The sequence below is a fragment of the Scytonema sp. NUACC21 genome (assembly GCF_054684315.1).
Map to the genome: position 1 here is coordinate 134,365 of NZ_BAAFZH010000095.1, position 18,752 is coordinate 153,116.

The 18,752-nt window shown below is 42.1% G+C and carries 13 protein-coding genes and 1 pseudogene; 12 read left to right on the forward strand and 2 right to left on the reverse strand.

The window, feature by feature from the left end:
- The first annotated feature begins 7 nt into the window (after window positions 1–7).
- From ACYRY3_RS27980 to ACYRY3_RS28035, 12 genes and pseudogenes are all read left to right on the forward strand, one after another.
- Window positions 8–634: a D-glycero-alpha-D-manno-heptose-1,7-bisphosphate 7-phosphatase gene (locus ACYRY3_RS27980; protein WP_460204935.1), complete on the forward strand. Its 627-nt coding sequence runs from the start codon at window positions 8–10 to the stop codon at window positions 632–634.
- Window positions 624–2,222, forward strand: a complete 1,599-nt coding sequence (rfaE2, locus tag ACYRY3_RS27985; protein ID WP_460204937.1) for a D-glycero-beta-D-manno-heptose 1-phosphate adenylyltransferase — start codon at window positions 624–626, stop codon at window positions 2,220–2,222. Before ACYRY3_RS27980 ends, rfaE2 begins: the two co-directional genes overlap by 11 nt.
- 92 nt (window positions 2,223–2,314) lie before the next feature.
- Window positions 2,315–3,454, forward strand: a complete 1,140-nt coding sequence (gene waaF / locus ACYRY3_RS27990) for a lipopolysaccharide heptosyltransferase II (protein ID WP_460204938.1) — start codon at window positions 2,315–2,317, stop codon at window positions 3,452–3,454.
- Between the two features lie 24 nt (window positions 3,455–3,478).
- Window positions 3,479–4,282 (forward strand): glycosyltransferase family 2 protein, encoded by an 804-nt coding sequence (locus ACYRY3_RS27995; RefSeq protein WP_460204939.1) that lies wholly within the window; start codon window positions 3,479–3,481, stop codon window positions 4,280–4,282.
- Between the two features lie 304 nt (window positions 4,283–4,586).
- A complete protein-coding gene (locus ACYRY3_RS28000) occupies window positions 4,587–5,597 on the forward strand; it encodes a glycosyltransferase family 9 protein (protein WP_460204940.1) in 1,011 nt (336 codons plus the stop codon).
- 30 nt (window positions 5,598–5,627) lie between these two features.
- Window positions 5,628–6,851, forward strand: a complete 1,224-nt coding sequence (locus ACYRY3_RS28005) for a glycosyltransferase family 9 protein (RefSeq protein WP_460204941.1) — start codon at window positions 5,628–5,630, stop codon at window positions 6,849–6,851.
- A gap of 71 nt (window positions 6,852–6,922) precedes the next feature.
- Window positions 6,923–8,143, forward strand: coding sequence for a glycosyltransferase (locus tag ACYRY3_RS28010; protein ID WP_460204942.1), 1,221 nt, complete (start codon window positions 6,923–6,925; stop codon window positions 8,141–8,143).
- Between the two features lie 11 nt (window positions 8,144–8,154).
- Entirely contained in the window at window positions 8,155–9,210 is a 1,056-nt protein-coding gene (locus ACYRY3_RS28015; protein WP_460204943.1) for a glycosyltransferase family 9 protein, read from the forward strand.
- Between the two features lie 120 nt (window positions 9,211–9,330).
- Window positions 9,331–10,371 (forward strand): YihY/virulence factor BrkB family protein, encoded by a 1,041-nt coding sequence (locus ACYRY3_RS28020; protein ID WP_460204945.1) that lies wholly within the window; start codon window positions 9,331–9,333, stop codon window positions 10,369–10,371.
- A gap of 166 nt (window positions 10,372–10,537) precedes the next feature.
- Window positions 10,538–10,717, forward strand: a pseudogene (locus tag ACYRY3_RS28025) (histidine kinase dimerization/phospho-acceptor domain-containing protein); the annotation flags it as partial.
- A 582-nt stretch (window positions 10,718–11,299) separates the two neighbouring features.
- Window positions 11,300–12,142 (forward strand): hypothetical protein, encoded by an 843-nt coding sequence (locus tag ACYRY3_RS28030; RefSeq protein WP_460204946.1) that lies wholly within the window; start codon window positions 11,300–11,302, stop codon window positions 12,140–12,142.
- Window positions 12,143–12,261: 119 nt separating this feature from the next.
- Window positions 12,262–12,699 carry a hypothetical protein gene (locus tag ACYRY3_RS28035; protein ID WP_460204947.1) on the forward strand — a complete coding sequence of 146 codons (438 nt, stop codon included), beginning with the start codon at window positions 12,262–12,264 and terminating at the stop codon, window positions 12,697–12,699.
- Between the two features lie 149 nt (window positions 12,700–12,848).
- Here the strand turns inward: ACYRY3_RS28035 and ACYRY3_RS28040 are convergent, their stop codons facing one another.
- Together ACYRY3_RS28040 and ACYRY3_RS28045 are read right to left on the reverse strand one after the other, a co-directional pair.
- Window positions 12,849–16,388 (reverse strand): WD40 repeat domain-containing protein, encoded by a 3,540-nt coding sequence (locus ACYRY3_RS28040; protein ID WP_460204948.1) that lies wholly within the window; start codon window positions 16,386–16,388, stop codon window positions 12,849–12,851.
- Window positions 16,389–16,752: 364 nt separating this feature from the next.
- The gene (locus ACYRY3_RS28045; protein WP_460204950.1) at window positions 16,753–17,871 is read right to left on the reverse strand and encodes a DNA topoisomerase IB; all 1,119 of its coding nucleotides are present in this window, start codon (window positions 17,869–17,871) and stop codon (window positions 16,753–16,755) included.
- Between the last annotated feature and the right edge of the window lie 881 nt (window positions 17,872–18,752).

The following is an 18,752-nucleotide window of genomic DNA, read 5'->3' on the forward strand; positions in this document are numbered from 1 at the left end:
ATGACCAATGACTATTCGCGCAGTATTTCTGGATAAAGATGGCACTCTAATTGAGGATGTGCCTTACAATGTTGACCCAAAGCATATTAAACTGACAACAGGTGCGATTGAGGGGTTACTCCTTCTTCAGAAACTAAGGTACAAGTTAATTGTGATTACCAATCAGTCGGGTGTGGCGCGTGGTTATTTTCCAGAATCTGCACTTGTAGGAGTGGAGAAGCAATTGCGTCAACTTCTGGGTGAAGCAGGTATCAACCTCGCCGGCTTTTATTACTGTCCCCATCATCCAAATGGTGTGGTACCAGAATTTGCTATTGATTGTGACTGTCGCAAACCCGCACCAGGGCTGCTGCTGCGTGCAGCACGCAGTGGCAATATTGATATGGATTCATCTTGGTTTATCGGTGACATACTCAATGATGTGGAAGCCGGAAACCGTGCAGGTTGTAAAACAATGTTAATTAACAATGGCAATGAAACTGAGTGGGAATTGTCGCCCCTGCGTTCTCCAGATTTTATTGTTAATAACCTTGCAGAAGCAGCACACATGATTTTCTCTGTTGATAGCAATTCTGAATGTGAAAAACAATTGCCTGAGTACGCAGCACTGACGGAGGTTCTTCGTGAAGCCTGAGTTGGTAAAGTTGCTGGATGAGATTGCTAACCTTCATGTCATTGTCATTGGTGAGGCAATGTTGGATGGCTATTTAGAAGGAATTAGCGATCGCTTGTGCCCGGAGGCACCAGTGCCGATTGTGACTGTTAATAAGTGCGTGTATGCTCCTGGCGGTGCAGCCAATACTGCTGTGAATGTTCGCAGTCTTGGTGGAATTGTGACATTTTTATCCGTCATTGGTGACGATACACAAGGCTTCCAATTAAAGCAAGCACTCTCAGAACATGGCGTTTGTACAACAAACCTGATTGTCCATCCGGGGAGACAGACACTGACCAAGCAACGGGTGATGGCAGCTTCACAAATACTAGTAAGAATAGACACGGGTACCACAAATGCTATTGACATTGATACAGAAGAAGCACTGATTGAAAAACTGCAACTTCTATTTCCAAAATGTGATGCCGCAATTATTTCTGATTACGATTATGGGATTTTAACACCAAGAATCGTTGATGCGATCGCCAAATTGCAACAAACTTATTCCAGGATTCTAGTAGTTGACTCCAAAAACTTAACTGCCTACCGTCATTTGAGTGTCACTGCAGTAAAACCAAACTACGAACAGACAGTGCAGTTGCTACAAATACCCCCTAGTCTCCCCATACAAAACAATGAGGGGATTAAGCGTGCTGAAAAAATTGCACCACATGGAGAAAAACTACTTGCTCTAACAGGTGCAAAAATTGTTGCTGTCACATTAGATGCTGAAGGTTCAATCGTCTTTCAGCAGAATTCTCCACCACACCGCACTCACGCCCAACCTACTACCCAATCCCGCACGGCAGGCGCAGGTGATACCTTTAGCTGCGCCCTAACCCTTGCCCTAGCAGCTGGTGCGACAACACCATTAGCCGCAGATTTTGCCGCGAGTGCTGCGGCTGTGGTTGTCCAAAACGAAGGAACAACAACCTGTACTGTAGAAGAACTACGGCTGTTTCTCTCTCAAGTAGAGGAAGCAGGGAAAGCAGGAGAAGCAGCAAAGCAAGAGAATAAGGGAGAAAAAGCTACCTTGTCCTGTCTCTCATCCACAATACCCAATACCCAATACCCAATACCCACTTCTGGCAAACACATATTTAACAACAATCAACTCATCAACCTTGTTACCAACTACCGCAATGCAGGAAGCAAAATAGTTTTCACCAATGGCTGCTTCGACATTCTCCATGCTGGGCATGTTTCTTATCTCAATCGCGCCAAAGCATTAGGCGACATTCTTATTATTGGAGTAAACTCCGATAGCAGCATTCGCCGTATCAAAGGGTCAACTCGCCCCATTAACTCTTTGGAAGACCGCATCCAGGTTTTAAGCGGACTGGGTTGTGTTGACCATCTTGTTGCTTTTGATGAAGACACTCCTATCAACCTAATTCATCTCGTGCGACCTGATGTCTATGTCAAAGGAGGTGACTACACTATAGAAACACTTCCAGAAGCACGCGTAGTAGAACAATTCGGTGGTGTCGTAAAACTTCTAACCTTTTTAGACAATCGTTCTACAACCCGTATCATTGAACGCATTATCAACGGATATGGGGGATGAGGAGGAGGGAGGGAGTGAGGGAGTGAGGGAGACAGGGGGATTAGCAACTACCAACCACTAACTACTAACTACCAACCACTAACTACTAACCAATGACAACTTGGAATTCTGCTGACAATATTCTGTGCATCAGACTTGACACAATTGGCGATGTGTTAATGACTACACCAGCCATTCGCGCTTTAAAAGTCTCACATCCCAATCGTCGCATTACACTGCTAACATCCTCTGCAGGTGTAACAACTGCTGCAATGGTTCCAGAAATTGATGATGTGATTGTCTATGATGCACCCTGGTTAAAAGCAACAGCACCCCGGCAAAATAGCTGTCCCGAATATGAAATGGCAGAATATTTGCGGAGCCTAAAATTTGATGGTGCAGTAATTTTTACAGTTTACAGTCAAAACCCCCTTCCTTCGGCATTTTTGTGTTATTTGGCAGATATTCCCTTACGACTGGCTCATTGTCATGAAAACCCTTATCAACTGCTAACAGATTGGGTAAAAGATCCAGAACCAGAGCACTTTGTGCGTCATGAAGTTCGCCGTCAACTAGACTTGGTTGCCACTATTGGTTGCCGTGCTGACGCTGAAAGAATGTCTTTACAGGTTCCAGAAAAGGCTTTAGCAACTGTTCGGGATACCTTACAAGAATTTGGTATCGATCGACAACGTCCCTGGGTAGTCATTCATCCTGGTGCGACAGCGTCTTCACGACGTTATCCACCTGAGAAATATGCTCTTGTTGCCAAGAGTTTAGTTCGCGACTTCAATATCCCTGTCGTCTTTACTGGTACAAAACCAGAGCGAGAGTTAGTTGAAAGCATCATGATGATGGCATCTGTTACCAACGTGACTTCCCTTGTAGGTTGTCTCGATCTAACCGAACTAGCAGCACTGTTATCACTTACTCCTCTATTGATTTCTAATAACACTGGTCCGGTTCACATTGCCGCTGCTATTGGTACACCAGTTGTCGATTTGTATGCTCTCACCAATCCCCAGCACACTCCTTGGGGTGTTCCAAATCGCGTTCTTTTCCACGATGTTCCCTGTAAAAATTGCTATAAAAGCATTTGTCCGGAGGGACACCAGAATTGCCTAAGTTTGGTTACTCCAGAGTCGGTGGTAAGTGCAGCCCGCGAACTGTTAAGCGAGACATGGGAACGCCCAACACAGATTTGGAACCAGAATTCACTCATGGAAAAGGCACTTACAGCTATTGACCAATAACTATTAACTAACGATCGATGACCAATGACTGTCGATATCCTCATACCTACCTATCGTCGCCCTGGTGCTTTAGCTATCACCTTGACTAGCCTCATAGCCCAAACTTACCGTGACTTTCGCGTCGTCATTTCTGACCAAACTGAAGATAGTAACCCAGTAGAAACTGGAGAGGTACAAGCAGTACTGCGTGTGCTTCAGTCCCACGGTCATGTGGTGGAAGTCTATAAAAATTTACCGCGTCGGGGGATCGCGCAACAGCGACAATTTTTACTGGAACAGGCAAAAGCCACTTACGCTCTTTTCCTTGATGATGATTTAATTCTAGAACCCTATGTGGTTGAAAGATTGCTTGTTGCCTTACAGGAGGAAAACTGTGGTTTTGTTGGTAGTGCGGTTATTGGACTTAGCTTTATTAATGATATCCGTCCTCACGAACAAAAAATTGAGTTTTGGGATGGCCCAGTTCAACCAGAAATTGTTAAACCCGATACACCCCAATGGGAAAGGTGGCGTTTGCATAACGCTGCTAATCTGTATCACATTCAGCAAAATTTGGGTTTAACCCCAGATCGGCAATGTAAATACCATGTTGCTTGGGTTGGCGCTTGCGTAATGTATGATACAGAAAAACTTCGCAGCATAGGCGGCTATTCATTCTGGCAGCAGTTACCATCAGAACACTGTGGCGAAGATGTTTTAGTTCAACTGCGATTGATGGAAGTTTACGGTGGTTGTGGAATTATTCCTTCAGGTGTTTATCACCAAGAGTTACCCACCACTATTGTCGATCGCAGTTGTCCTGCAAATAAATATGTAGTTAGTGGATAGATGTAACACCTAATTCAATGTTGGGTTTGGTTCGGATGATTGATTGTGGATGTAACACCTGATTCAATGTTGGGCTTGGTTTCGATGATTGATTGTGGATGTAACACCTGATTCAATGTTGGGCTTGGTTTCGATGATTGATTGTGGATGTAATACCTGATTCAATGTTGGGTTTGGTTCGGATGATTGATTGTGGATGCAATACCTGATTCAATGTTGGGTTTGGTTTCGATGATTGATTGTGGATGTAACACCTGATTCAATGTTGGGTTTCGTTCCTCAACCCAACCTACGCACAATTCTTATGCAAAAAATTCTATTTATCGAGTTACTGGGTGGTATTGGAGATGTTTTAATTGCGTTAAATGCGATTCATGCTTTGGCGCAAACCTACCCAACCGCTGAACTAACAGTTTTAACTTTTCCTCCAGGTGATGAACTGCTTAAAAGCGATCCCCGGATTAAAAGAGTTATTTGTGCTGAACGTGGTAAAGTTAAACAATCGGTCATTCAATTGCTAACTAATGAAAATTTTGATTTGATTGTTTCTGATACTAATTACGACAATATTGATTTAGAAATTCGAGAGCTTGCTTCTTTACACGGTACTCGGTTAGTCACAAATTTATGGCGACAACCTCCACCAGATGAAAAAGTTGGGGATCGCTTTATCAAAATCCTGCAAGCGGAAGGCTTAATCAGTTCAAATACAATTAAATCTACACAACTTCATCTTACTAACGAAGAACTTAATAGAGCACAAGAGCAATTTAGCAATATCCATCGTCCCTTAGTATTTCTCTGCCCGGATGCAGGAATGGCAATTAAGCGTTGGTCTGAAGGCAATTTTATAACTTTAGGTCAAATCTTGCAGCAGCGATGGAAAGCAACTGTAGTGGTTCCAGTTGGGTCTGATGAACAGCAGGCATTATCTATTACTCAAGGTATTGGCAGTGAAGCACAAATTTTGCCTCGAAGAAAATTGCGGGATTTTGCAGCTGCTTTATCCTGTGCTGATTTGGTCATTGCTTCCGATACTGGTCCAGCACGTATAGCTGCAGCATTAAATGTGTTAACTATTACTTTATTTGGTCCCTCGTGGTATGGACGTTATGGTCAACCATCGCCCCATATTAATTTGCAAGGTTACCCAGAGTGCCCCGAGCGCAATATTAGTAATTTTACGGTACAAAAATGTTGGTACGGTGGCTTGTGTCCCTTAGATAAGGGTTGGCAGAGTTGTATGGAAGGTATTTCGGTTGATGAGGTGTTGGCAGTAGTGGAAGAAATTTTACACAAACCCCAAAGATGCTGAGGAAGAGCGAGAAGGATTAAGTTTAGAAAAATGAAATCTAAAGTAATTTTACACAATCAAGAAGATAAAATTTTAACTTTAAATTCTGGTAAATACACAGATACAGAACAGACAAACATTTGCGTTGGTCTGCATCCATCTGCGGTTCAAAACCCACAATTACAAGGGTTACGCAACATTTTAGTGATGCGCCTGGACAACATTGGCGATGTCATTATGACCAGCCCAGCTTTACGGGCTATTAAGGAGAATTTGCCAGAATGCCATCTGACTTTAATGGCTAGTCCGGGTGGAGCACAGGCAGCAAAATTACTGCCTTGGATAGATGAAGTTTTATCATGTCGTGTGGTATGGCAGGATTTGGGCAAGTTAAATTTCGATCCAATGCGAGAATGGGAATTAGTGAAGAAGCTGCAAAATGGCAAGTTTGATGCAGCGATTATTTTCACCAGTTTTAGTCAAAGCCCTCATCCTGCAGGATTTTTATGTTATTTGGCTGGGATTCCATTACGAATAGGTGAATCTAAGGAAGTGGGAAATGGTGTACTGACAACGGAAGTCCCTTCTGCACCAGATGAGATTCATCAAGTTGAACGCAATTTAGGATTAATTGAACAAGCCGGGTTTGAGGTACAAGATCGCAGTCTTTGCATTCACATTCCAGAAACTGCACAACAAGAAGCTTTCTCTGTTTTACTGGAAACCAGTTTTGAAGATGTAAAAGAATATTGTCTCTCCGCATCCTCTTTGTCGTTATTTCCTCCCTATCTTCTACTTAATCCCTGGACAAGTTGTCAATCGCGTAATTATGACTCTCAACGCTTTGCGATTGCTGCACGTCAGCTGGCAGAAGCGACACAAATGCCCGTTGTGGTGACTGGTGTAGAGAAAGATCGTCCTAAAAGCACTGCGTTACTGGAAACACTGGGTGGTTGGGCAATTGACTTGATTGGCAAAACAAATTTGCCTCAACTAGCAGCACTGATTGCCAAGGCAAGGTTAGTACTTACTAACAATACTTCAACGATGCATATAGCTGATGCTACACGCACACCAACTGTTGTGATGTTTGCCGGGACTGAACTGGAATCCCAGTGGGAACCGCGTAACGGTAAGTCCCGCTTGCTTCGCCGTCCAACTTCGTGTAGTCCTTGCTATGCTTTTACCTGTCCCTACAATCTGGAATGCCTGGATATCTCACCAAAGGAGGTAGTTGCTACAGGGCTGGAATTGATAAATACGGCAAGTGGTTAGGGATTTCCAAATTAAAAAATATCCAATCTACTACCACTAACTACTAACGACTCACTACTAACCACTAACAAATGATTCGTATTGCCGTGATTGCTGGTACTTACAAACCCGAACGTTGTGGTGTAGCCCATTATACTGCTCGTTTGCGGGATGCTTTGGACAAGCTAGACATTCAATCTGTTGTCCTTACCACCCATGTAGCTGCTAAAGAAGTGAACAACCCTGGTGTTCAGGGCGCTGTACATGATTGGCAATTAGCTGATTTATTACCTTTAGTACGATCGCTACACGCTACAAATGCTGACATTTTACACATTCAACATGCAGCAGGCACTTATGGTTTTGAACGCTCTATTTTTCTGCTACCGTTACTTCTTAAAGCTACGGGCTACCGCCAGCCAATTGTGACAACTGTACATGAATACGGTTGGTGGGAATGGCAACCCAAAGGCATACCACCACAATTTATGGAATGGTTAAAAATCTGGGGACAGCAACGGGGTTTGTGGGATAGAGAAGATGGATTTTTATTAACTTTAAGTGATGCTCTAATTGTTACCAATGCAGAAGCAGAAGCAGTTATTCACGCAAGACTACCAAAATTAAATAACCGTGTTTCGAGTATTCCCATTGCTGCTAATGTTGATGTTAGCTCTATCGATCGCAATACGGCAAAGCAGCAATTACGTGAAAAATATAATTTTGCTTCGGATGATATTATCATCGCCTTTTTTGGTTTTCTTCATCCAGTCAAAGGATTAGAAACACTTTTACCAGCATTTCAGAAAGTTGTTGCTACTTATTCACAAGCAAAACTCTTGCTAATGGGTGGTGTGGAAAGTTTAGCTTTGCGAGGAGAAGAAGCAAAACGCTATTGGGATAAACTCCACACTCTTGTTACAGAAATGAATTTACAGACTGCTGTCCATCTTACAGGGTATCTAAATGCTGAAACGGCTTCCCAATACCTTTCTGGATGTGATATTGGCGTGCTTCCTTTCTATCCTGGAATAACCATGAAAAGCGGCTCACTTCTCACTTTATTAGCTCATGGGTTGCCAGTTATTGCCACTCACCATCCCACCCCATTACCTGATGGACATCCCGTACAGCTTGTCCCTCCACGTAATATTGATGCTTTGGCAGATGCACTTTGTCAATTATTAAATGACCCAGATAAACGGAACTCTTTAAGTCATATTGGTCGTGCTTTTATCCAAAATTTTACTTGGTCTAATATTGCGCGATCGCATCAAAGCATTTACCAAAAACTGCTAAGTGCTCGTTTGTAGGTAGGATCTCAATGCAACTCCACAATGTCAAAAAAATTGCCGTTCTCCGCGCCAACGCTGTTGGAGATTTTATCTTTGCCCTACCAGCCTTAGAAGCCCTACGGCAAACCTATCCCGAAGCAGAAATTGTTTTATTGGGTTTAGAGTGGCATGCTGCTTTCTTAAAAAATAGACCATCCCCCATTAATAGAGTCGTTGTCGTACCCCGAAGCCGTGGAGTTCGTGGTGATGCCAACACACAGGAAGACCCAGCAGAACTCGCTGAGTTTTTTGCCAAAATGGTTGAAGAAAAGTTTGATATTGCCATTCAAATGCATGGCGGTGGGCGCTACTCTAACCCTTTCGTACTGCGTTTGGGCGCTCAAACGACGGCAGGCTTGAAAACCCCAGATGCTGTACCGCTAGATCTTTGGGTGCCCTATGTATACTATCAACCCGAAATTCTGCGCTATTTGGAAGTTGTTTCGCTTTTAGGTGCAAAAACAACTCAAATTGAGCCTCAGCTTACTGTTACCGCAGAAGATTTAGCTGAAGCTCAAAGTGTTGTCAGTGTATCTAATAAACCTTTAGTTGCTCTCCACCCCGGCGCAACGGATTCCCGACGTTGGTGGTCGGTGGAAAAATTTGCTGCAGTAGGGGATGCTGTGGCTGATGCTGGTGCTGAGGTTGTGGTGACTGGAACTAAATCAGAACAAGAAATTGTTGTTGCTGTCATCAATTCCATGAAAACCAAAGCACATAATTTATGCGATCGCCTCTCTCTTGGGGGTCTTGCAGGTTTATTTAAATTGTGCTCTGTGGTTGTTTCTAATGACTCCGGTCCACTACACATCGCGGCGGCTGTTCGATGTGCAACTGTTGGCATTTACTGGTGTGGCAACTTAATCACTGCCGGACCCATGACCCGCACTCGTCACCGACCCGCTATTTCTTGGCGTCTTCATTGTCCAGTTTGTGGTGTTGACTGTACGCGTGAGAGCTGTAACCATCGCGACTCCTTTGTTGCTGATGTGCCCGTACAAGAAGTTGTTCAATCAGCTCTCGAATTACTAAGTACATCTACTTAAATAGATGAATTCTATCTCTCGGGTACTAGACCAATGCCCCGAGGAAGATGCAGTACATACAAGAGATTGAGTATCAATTAATTCTGGAGGAAAGCACATCACTGCATAAGGAGACTGTTAATGAATTTCAAGACGATTTGGGGGCTGCTCCAGGAAACATTTAACGAATGGAGTAACGATAAAGCGTCTAGGTTAGCGGCTGCGTTATCTTATTACACAATTTTTTCTATTGCCCCAATGCTGATTATTGTTATTGCCATCGCTGGGGCTGTCTTTGGAGAAGAGGCAGCTAGGGGTGCAATTAGGGAGCAACTTCAAGGTTTAATTGGCCCTTCTGGTGCAGAAGTTATTCAAACAGCAATAGAAAATGCCAGTCAACCCAAAGCCGGGACTATCGCCTCTATTATTAGTATTGCTGTCCTCCTATTTGGTGCTACTGGCTTGTTTAACGAATTGCAAGATTCTCTAAATACTATTTGGGAAGTGCAGCCAAAACCGGGACGCGCTGTAAAAACTATGGTTCGCCAACGCTTTGCATCCTTTGCTATGGTGGTAGCTATTGGATTTTTACTGCTTGTTTCACTTGTCATCAGTGCTGTGCTATCAGCGTTTGTCAGTTATTTTACCCATTTGGTACCGGGAATTGATGTTATTTGGCAGATAATTAACTTTATACTTGGTTTCGTAATTACGACGGTGCTATTTGGACTCATTTTTAAAGTTTTGCCAGATGTTAAAATAACGTGGAATGATGTTTTGATTGGAGCCGCCCTGACTTCACTGCTGTTTTCTATTGGTAGATTTTTATTAGGGCAATATTTGGGTAATGGCAGTTTTGGCTCAACTTACGGTGCTGCTGGTTCGTTAGTCGTTATCTTAGCTTGGGTTAACTATGCTGCTCAGATTCTCTTTTTTGGTGCTGAGTTTACACAGGTTTATGCCAGAAAATATGGTTCGCGCATTGTTCCGGCTAAGAACGCTATTCCTCTGACTGAAGGCGATCGTCTCAATCAAGGATTAAAATCTAATAGCACGACTCAGGTACTTACTAGAAAACAATCTAGCAATAAACAGTCTGTTTCTAAACTAGTTAATCAATTATTGCGCCGCATTACACCTTCCAAGCGTTTAAAACGCAGAAAAAACCACAAGCAATTCTAACTGCTTCCGTGCAAAGGCGAAGTGCAGCTACTAGCGGGAAGCAAAATTTACTGCGACTAGCTAAATTTGCGGCTGCTAACCAGGAACACAAAACTGAAGGGGCACGTCAATTCCTGATGTACCTGTCTTAATTACCAGCAGTACGGAACGGGAACACGGAGGAACGCGATCGCCCCTCAATCCAATTCTGGGATGGACAAAGCTGTTGCGAACTCGTAAGTTGGATGAGCAAGCAACCCATTAGGCGTTAGAAACGATTGAGCGGAATGCCAAGTTACAAACCGAATTGATTGGAAACCTCTTGGATGTGTCTCGTATTCTACGGGGTAAGATGCTCTTAAATTTATCTTAAGTTCCCAATTGACTTCCCAATGTTCACTTGTTTAGGGTTTTACTTTTGTCTTAATTGTAAGTTCATGTTAATTTTGGTAAAAATATGTACTAAAAAGGTAAAAAAAATTTTAGTTGTAGGAGAATAACAGAACCTTCGCCTTTCTCAATTGTTTGATCGCTTTAGTCATCTAGTAGCCTGATATACGCCTAGGTAAGTGAAGTGAGCCATAACACAAGAGGGTTGCGGTTCAACCTTTGTGCATTTACTTTGCCCGCTATGAATGCTAAATCTGAGAATATAAAACCAAATAACGCTGAACAATCCCATTTACTTAAACGAACATCTCATAGAGAAGCACATACACCTTCAAGTACCTCTTAAGGGTAAGACAGGGGATGGTCAAAAAGCTAGAAGGTATGGAAGCAAAATGATACGTTTGATTTTTAAGAGGAGCGATAATATCCAGGTGGGGGCTTGGCGATTGCACCTTCCTACTAGTATTTAGACAAAGTCAAGTCAGGAATTGTTCCACGAGTTACTTTCCCTCGTTTTTTTTCCCTCATTTTATAGTAACAGCAAATGAGGAAACATATCATGCGTAATGACGTTTTAATTGATGCAGAATGGGTACGTGTTGCGCCTGATAAAGTGGTAGTGGCAACTGCCGAACGCGTTTGGTTACATCGACTTGATTCTATAGAAGCTGACACTCCCTTTGCTCAAACAACGGTTAAAGCAGGCAGTATATCAAGGACTCGAAAACTCTTGGATGGAGCCATAGCATCCGCGAAGGGCGCTGTATCATCAAGCATTAAACCGCCTGCTTTAACACCCGTACAATGGTTATGGCGGCTCGCAGGTTCCTACCATTTAACCCACTCCTATCCTCCACTGCTTGAGGAAGCCGCAAGGCGTTTTGAAAAGATGGGTCGTAAAAATTTCTCACAATGGGCAGCACAGAAAGCCAGAGAAGAAAGAGGTCACGATCGGCTAGCCTTGCTTGACATTCAGTCGATGGGCTATAAAGCTGAGGCTGTAGTGGCAGCACTTATTCCTCCTTATGCAATCGCTTTGGTAAATTATTTAACTCAAAGCGTAAGGGCTCCAGATCCGATTGCTTGTGTTGGCTATTCCTATGCGATGGAACGTCTGGCAACAGGTGTTCAAGAAAAGCACATCCAGATGGTTGAGGCTTTGCTGCCATCAGGTATTCATGCTACCCGATGTCTTCGGGTACACAGTAGTGTAGGTGATGATCTGGAACACGTGGAGGAAACCATTAAGATGATTGTAGAGCTTACTCCTGATGAGCGTGTCCGCGTTGCTACTGCCTGTTACGAAACTGCATTGCTGCAGTTCAACTCTTCTAAGGAAGATTACATTTCAGACGAGGAACTGGAATGTGTGTTGCGCCCATTAGCGTTATACAAAAACTAACAAGCGAGAGCTATCGATGACCCAGGAACCGAAAATGTTCTTTCCAACATCGGTTGCGTGAGATGACTTAACCGATGCTCTAGTTGATTTGCTTTAATAATTGCACTAACAATACGCTCATGTTAAGAAACAAATTGCATACTTACATTGCCTCTACTCTGTTAGCAAATGTCCTGATTGCTACTGGATTATTGCCACCAGCATATGCTACATCAACACAAACTGCTGAATCTGGAAATTATGAAGAGAAGTTAGCCCTCAATCCATCACGTAAAACTAATGTAAATGGGACTTTGCGCCAAGGTAATGATACGAAAATTGACGCAGAGCAGTCCAATGAAGGAGAAGTGATTTCATGTCCCTTTACTTCTAATGCTCAAGATTTAAGAACATCGACAACTACAAATACCGATTTGCAATCCTTGATTCAATATTTCGATAGTCAATTTATTGAGAATGAGATTGGAATTTCAGGGGGCATCGAACTTAATTTAGATAGTATTTTGGCTGATGAGTACGATCGCGAAGGAGTTCTTCTGGCAAGATGTTGTCTGTAGAGTAAGCAACTTGTCTAACCAAAATTCAGTTTGTTTGAAAACTTTCAGCCTGATACTTCCATCTTGCTCGAATAATACGTAAATAAACTAAAAGTTTTTTAGCGTGCGTTAACAATATGTAACGCACCATTTTTATATGGTACGCTTTTTCAAGCAACTGCACCAAGCACTTTGAGTGTACCAATAGTCACTGGCGATAAACCTGTAACTCCCGTAATATTCATGCGCTCATAAGGTTTGTCTGCTTTGAGCGTTGTTAAACAATTGCCTGTTATTGTATCCCATATAATAATTGTTTCATCTTCACCACTGCTAGCTAGAGTTTGACTATCAGGATGAAAAGCAACTGACCAAACCCTGCCTGTATGCCCCTGTAAGGTTTTCAGGCATCGTCCCATACTAACATCCCACAACTGAACTGTAAAATCCTGGCTGCAACAAGCTAATATCCGGCTATCTGGACTAAAAATAACTAATTGTAACCAACCAGTATTGACCTGTAAAACTTTAAGGCATTCATGAGTATAAACACTCCACAATCTCATTGTGCCATCAGGACTCGTAGTCACGAGTAGCTTGCCATCTGGGCTAAAGGCAACTGACCAAACCCAAGCTGTATGACCTTCTAAAGTCCTTTTACACTCACCTGTTTTGACATCCCATAACTTTATCGTTTGGTCATGACTGCCACTGGCTAGAAGATTGCCATCAGGACTAAAGGCAACTGACCAAACTGCTGCACGATGTTCCTGGAAAGTTTTTAAGATTTGACCTGTTCTGACATCCCACAACTTCACCGTTTGATCCTCACTGCTGCTTGCTAGTGTTTGACCGTCAGGACTGCAGGCAACTGACCAGACTAAACCACGATGTCCCTGAAAAGTTTTGAGACATTCACCCGTGCTGATATCCCATAGCTTCACCGTTCGATCTTCACTACCACTTACTAGTGTTTGACCGTCAGGACTAAAGGCAACTGACCAGACGGCAGCACAATGGCTCTGAAGTGTTCTCAATATTTGTCCTGTGCTGACACTCCACAACCGCACTGAAGAACCGTGACTGCCACTAGCGAGTGTCTTCCCATCTGGGCTAAAAGTGACTGAAATAACTTGATCGCTATATCCTTGAAATGTTCTAAGGCATTGACCACTGCTCACACTCCATAGCTTTGCCGTCTGATCGTAACTGCCACTAGCCAGGATTTCGCCTTGTGAACTAAAAGCAACTGAATATACCCAACTCGAATGTCCCTCAAAGGTTTTGAGGCATTCACCTGTACCGACATCCCATAACTTCACCATCTGATCGTGACTGCTGGTTGCTAGGACATTACCCTTTGGATTAAAGGTAACTGAATATATTTCATTTGAATGTCCCCTGAGAGTTGCGAGGCACTCACCTGTTTTGATATCCCACAACTTGACAGTCTTATCTTCACTGCTAGAAGCCATTATCTGTCCATCAGGACTAACAGCAATTGACCGTATCCCATCAGTGTGCCCTTGAAAAGTTTTCAGGCATTCGCCCGTGTTTATATCCCACAAATTCACAGTCTTATCGTCACTGCCACTCATGAGCATCTGCCCATCTAAACTAAAAGCAACTGAGTGTACCCAACTTGTGTGTCCCAGGAATGTCCGCAAGCATTCACCAGTGCTAAAATTCCATAGCTTAAGAGTCCGGTCATCACTGCCACTCGCTAGCATACTACCATCTGAACTAAAGGTCACTGACCATACCTCATTATCGTGCCCTTGGAGGGTTTGCAGGCATTGACCTGTTTGAACATCCCAAAGTTTTACTGTATAATCGCCACTACTACTAGCTAAAATTCTACCATTTGGACTGAAGGCAAGTGATAGAACCCAACTAGTATGACCCCTGCAAATCAAAGCTTGCCTGCCATTTATCACTTGCCGTAATTGAATCTCTCCATTAGTATCCCCCATAGCCAAAAATTTGTCATCAGGGCTAAAGGCTACTGACACAACACCACCGAAGGTTTCCGCAAAAACGGATTGAGCTAGATTGGCATTTTGGAAATTCACATCATGCAATTTTGCATTTCGCAAGTCTGCTTGGGAAATTGTTAGACTAGAGAAATCATAGGTGCTTAAATCTGTCTGTAGTTGACAAAGTAGATTAATTACATTTCCTGCTGTATACCCTGGTTCTAGCGGAAATTCTTGCTGTAGCTTTGCAAGAATTTGGGTCAGATATTTGACTAAATTTGTTTTATTTTTAAAAGCATCAAGTAAACCATCTATAACTGGTTTGAGGATGAGGCGAATTTGAATGTCTCTAATGTAATCTTTCGCCGTTGCCTTGATTAAAGCATGGTACCTGAATAAATTGATATTTTGAGTAACAATTTCCTCACAAACTCGGTCTATCAATTGGTTGGTAACATACTCCATAACAACCGGTTGTAGTGTGAAGACTACTGCACTGTTCTCAAATACCGTAGGCGAAGCCTTCTCAATTAGAGACCGACGGACTAAAGATTCCAGAGATTCCAGTAATTTTTGTGGTAGCACTGGTGATACCACATCTTCTCTCAGATCTGATAGTGAAACTGGTTCACGGTCGATCGCCAGCCAGTACATTATGTCTTTTTCTAAACCTGATAAGCGCTCAAACTGCTGGTTTAAAATGTCATGAATGTCTCCAAAAACCGCTACATTTTGTTGCAAAAATTCACTGACATCTCCATCAAATACGTCTTGAATAGTCGTAGCAACTATCTTTAAAGCCAATGGATTACCAGCATACAGTTCAATTATTGCTTTTTCTTCTTCCTCTACTGCAGATAGACCCTTAATTTTCAATATTTCCTGCCCTTCCACCACTTTTAAACCAGTCAATCGTAATGACTGAACGGGTAATGCTTGTCCTTCGAGTAATGCCACCTCTTTGGGTTTTTCCCGACTAGTCACTATTAAACAACTTTGGTGAGTGGATTCTCCTATCCTTCTAAAAAGCTCACTATATCCATCATATCCTTCTCGATAAACTCCTGCTCGACTACCACTAGACAGGATAGATTCTGCATTATCAAGTATTAACAAACAGCGATGATTTCGTAAATAATTAAGCAGTAATGATATTCTGCTCGTTAAATTTTCTGGTAAATTAGTTTCTGTTTCTTTTTGGTCAGATAAAACTTGGATCAGATTAGCTAGGATAGCTTGAACGGGTGGAGCTTCTCGTAGCGATCTCCAAATAACGTATTCAAAGTTTTCCTGAATTTTTTGCGCTAATCTCACAGACAGAGACGTTTTACCTATGCCCCCTATGCCCAATAGTGCTACCAAGCGGCAACGCTCATCTATAATCCATTGCTCTAACGTGGTGAGTTCTTCTACGCGCCCATAAAAAACTGAGGTTCCCGTAGCTTCTCCCCAATCAACATAGGTATTTGAGTTTATATAGTCATTTTTGTCTAGCTTTACGTTAAAAGTTGAAAATAGCTTTTCTAGTGTTGTTTTATCTACTCCTCCCTCACTATTGAGTACTTTTGAAATGGTACTGGTATACAAACCCGTCCGCATACTCATTTCTTCAAGAGTATACCTATTTCCATAATTATCCTTTGCTTCTGACTCACGCTTTGCTTCCTGGAGTTTTTGTAAACCCTTAGTAGTCAGTGTAACGCCACGCTTGCGTTTCGAGCTTTGTAAAGTCATGTATAAAAAATATAATAATAAACTGACCCTTACTTAGTTAGCTTTTCAACCAAATCAAAGCTTTACTCTTGCTTTTCATTTGCTTGAATCAGACAGATAAGTTTCATGAATTCAACATGGGTTTCTTTATTACCTCTGAGTATTTTACCAAAGTCAAAGTGTGGAAGTCAGTAGATACGTCGGTTGGTATGGCTTAAGACGTTAATGCAGATCGGGGGAAAATCCATGTTGTTCTTTTAGTCTCAACAGGTATAAACCTGCCACTATCGACTAGAAGATCCTGACGAGATTAGTCCCTAGTTGCACGCTCATTTTTGTGTTACCTTCCGTACCCACTTGATGCTCCCGCACTAATTATCTCACACTACTCAGATTCTTGTTGGCTTTCCTCCAACAAATTTTGTTCTAAGAGCTTTAGCACTCCCACTTCTTCCGGTCGTAAAGAGTAGGGTGAATTTGTCTTGATATCTGATGCTTCTTCCAAAAACTGGAATAAAGAATTTGCCATATAAGCATCAAGAATTGCAGGATGTACATAATATTTGCGGCAGGTTGCCGGACGGTTCCCAAGATATTCTGCTACATTTTTGACAGCTTGAGTTACATTCTTCTTGGCTTGTGTTTGGGATTTAAATTCCCCTAGCTCGTACAATTCCTGTGCAGCTAAAACAGTACCCGCCCAAGTACGAAAGTCTTTGGCAGTAAAGTCTAAACCAGTCACTTCGCGTAAATATTCATTCACCGTTCCAGAGTCGATAGGTTGGCGGTGCCCTTCTTCGTCTATATACTGAAATAATTCTTGACCTGGAATATCTTGACAGCTTTTGACAATCTTTGCCAAACGGCGATCGCTTAATTCAATATCATGATCTACACCACTTTTCCCTCGAAACTTAAATCGGATTTTTGAGCCGGAAATATCTACATGGCGATCGCGCATTGTAGTCAAGCCAAAGGATTTATTAGTTTGAGCATACTCTTCATTTCCGACACGAATTCTTGTGATTTCTAAAAGTTTTACCACTGTTGCTACTACCTTTTGTTTTGGGATACCCTTCAGTCCCATATCCTCCTCAACTCGCTTGCGGATATTGGGCAGTGCTTCCCCAAAGACAATCATGCGATTAAACTTTGTTTGACTGCGTGTTTGTCGCCAATCCTTGTGATAGCGGTACTGCTTTCGTCCTTTAGCATCACGTCCCGTAGCTTGTAGGTGTCCATGAGGTGATGGACAAATCCAGACATCAGTCCAAGCAGGTGGTATAACTAGAGATTTAATGCGGCTCAACGCTTCCTCATCACAAATCTCATTGCCATTGACGTCAATGTAACAAAAATCTTCGCCTGCAGCTTGACGCTGAATTCCTGGAATGTTATCTGTCACATAGTGTAACCCTACTATCTTTGCTGATTCTATAGGGTCAATGAGGAGCGCTGTTTCAACAACATTGCCAATAACTTCTTTTTGAAGCACAGATTCCATATTTGGAAAATAAATTATGTATGATGTATACTACTCAGAAATTTCTAACTCAGAATGCTTTACCACAGATAAAAATTTTTTAGACAAAATGTGTGGCATCAAGAAAACTAAATCTTCTTATTCTAATTTAATAAATCCCTATCATGCTTAAATCTATAAAAATGCATAGTTATTACATCCATAAGTCAACTAAAGGATGAAGCATGAACCTCACTGGGCAACAGGGGAATTGCATACCTATTTGTAACTCAAAAGACTTTTTATCCTTTACCCTTCATCCTTGATACACATGCAGCGATCTCGGTGTTCAGGAGAACTTGTTTTAAGAAGAAGCCCCTAGTTTAACCTAGAGGCTCGGATTCTTATTGAGAAGAGAAATGCTGGAGAAGCTTTGCAGTTTTATTCTGACTCAAGGTTAATTATGCACCCACAATCAAAAGGAGTAGAATTGTTTTTGTAAGTGTCTATACTTAGATAGAAAAAGACCCCGAGATAATCGGGGTTCAACTCTACGCAGATGATATTCCACAAATACCAATTTTTATTTTCCTTAAGAGTAAAGAATGACACCACATCCAAAAGATACAGAATCTCAATATAGAATTATGTAAATTTATAACACATAGAATATTAGTGTTAAAAAAACAGCAGGTACAATAAGGCTGCCATTGCAAGCTTGATCACAAGCTTGCAATGGCAGCCTTATTTGTGCCGACGTGTACTAGTAACATAAGAGAAAAGTAGAATTTAATATAAATTTAATTTAGTAAATTAAATTTAATTTTTTAAAATTAGATTGATTTATTTCAGACGCAAGTAGGTAGTTCAGTTAATAAAGCTTTTGAGACAGCCTGCGTTATTTGTAAAATATGACAGTTGTA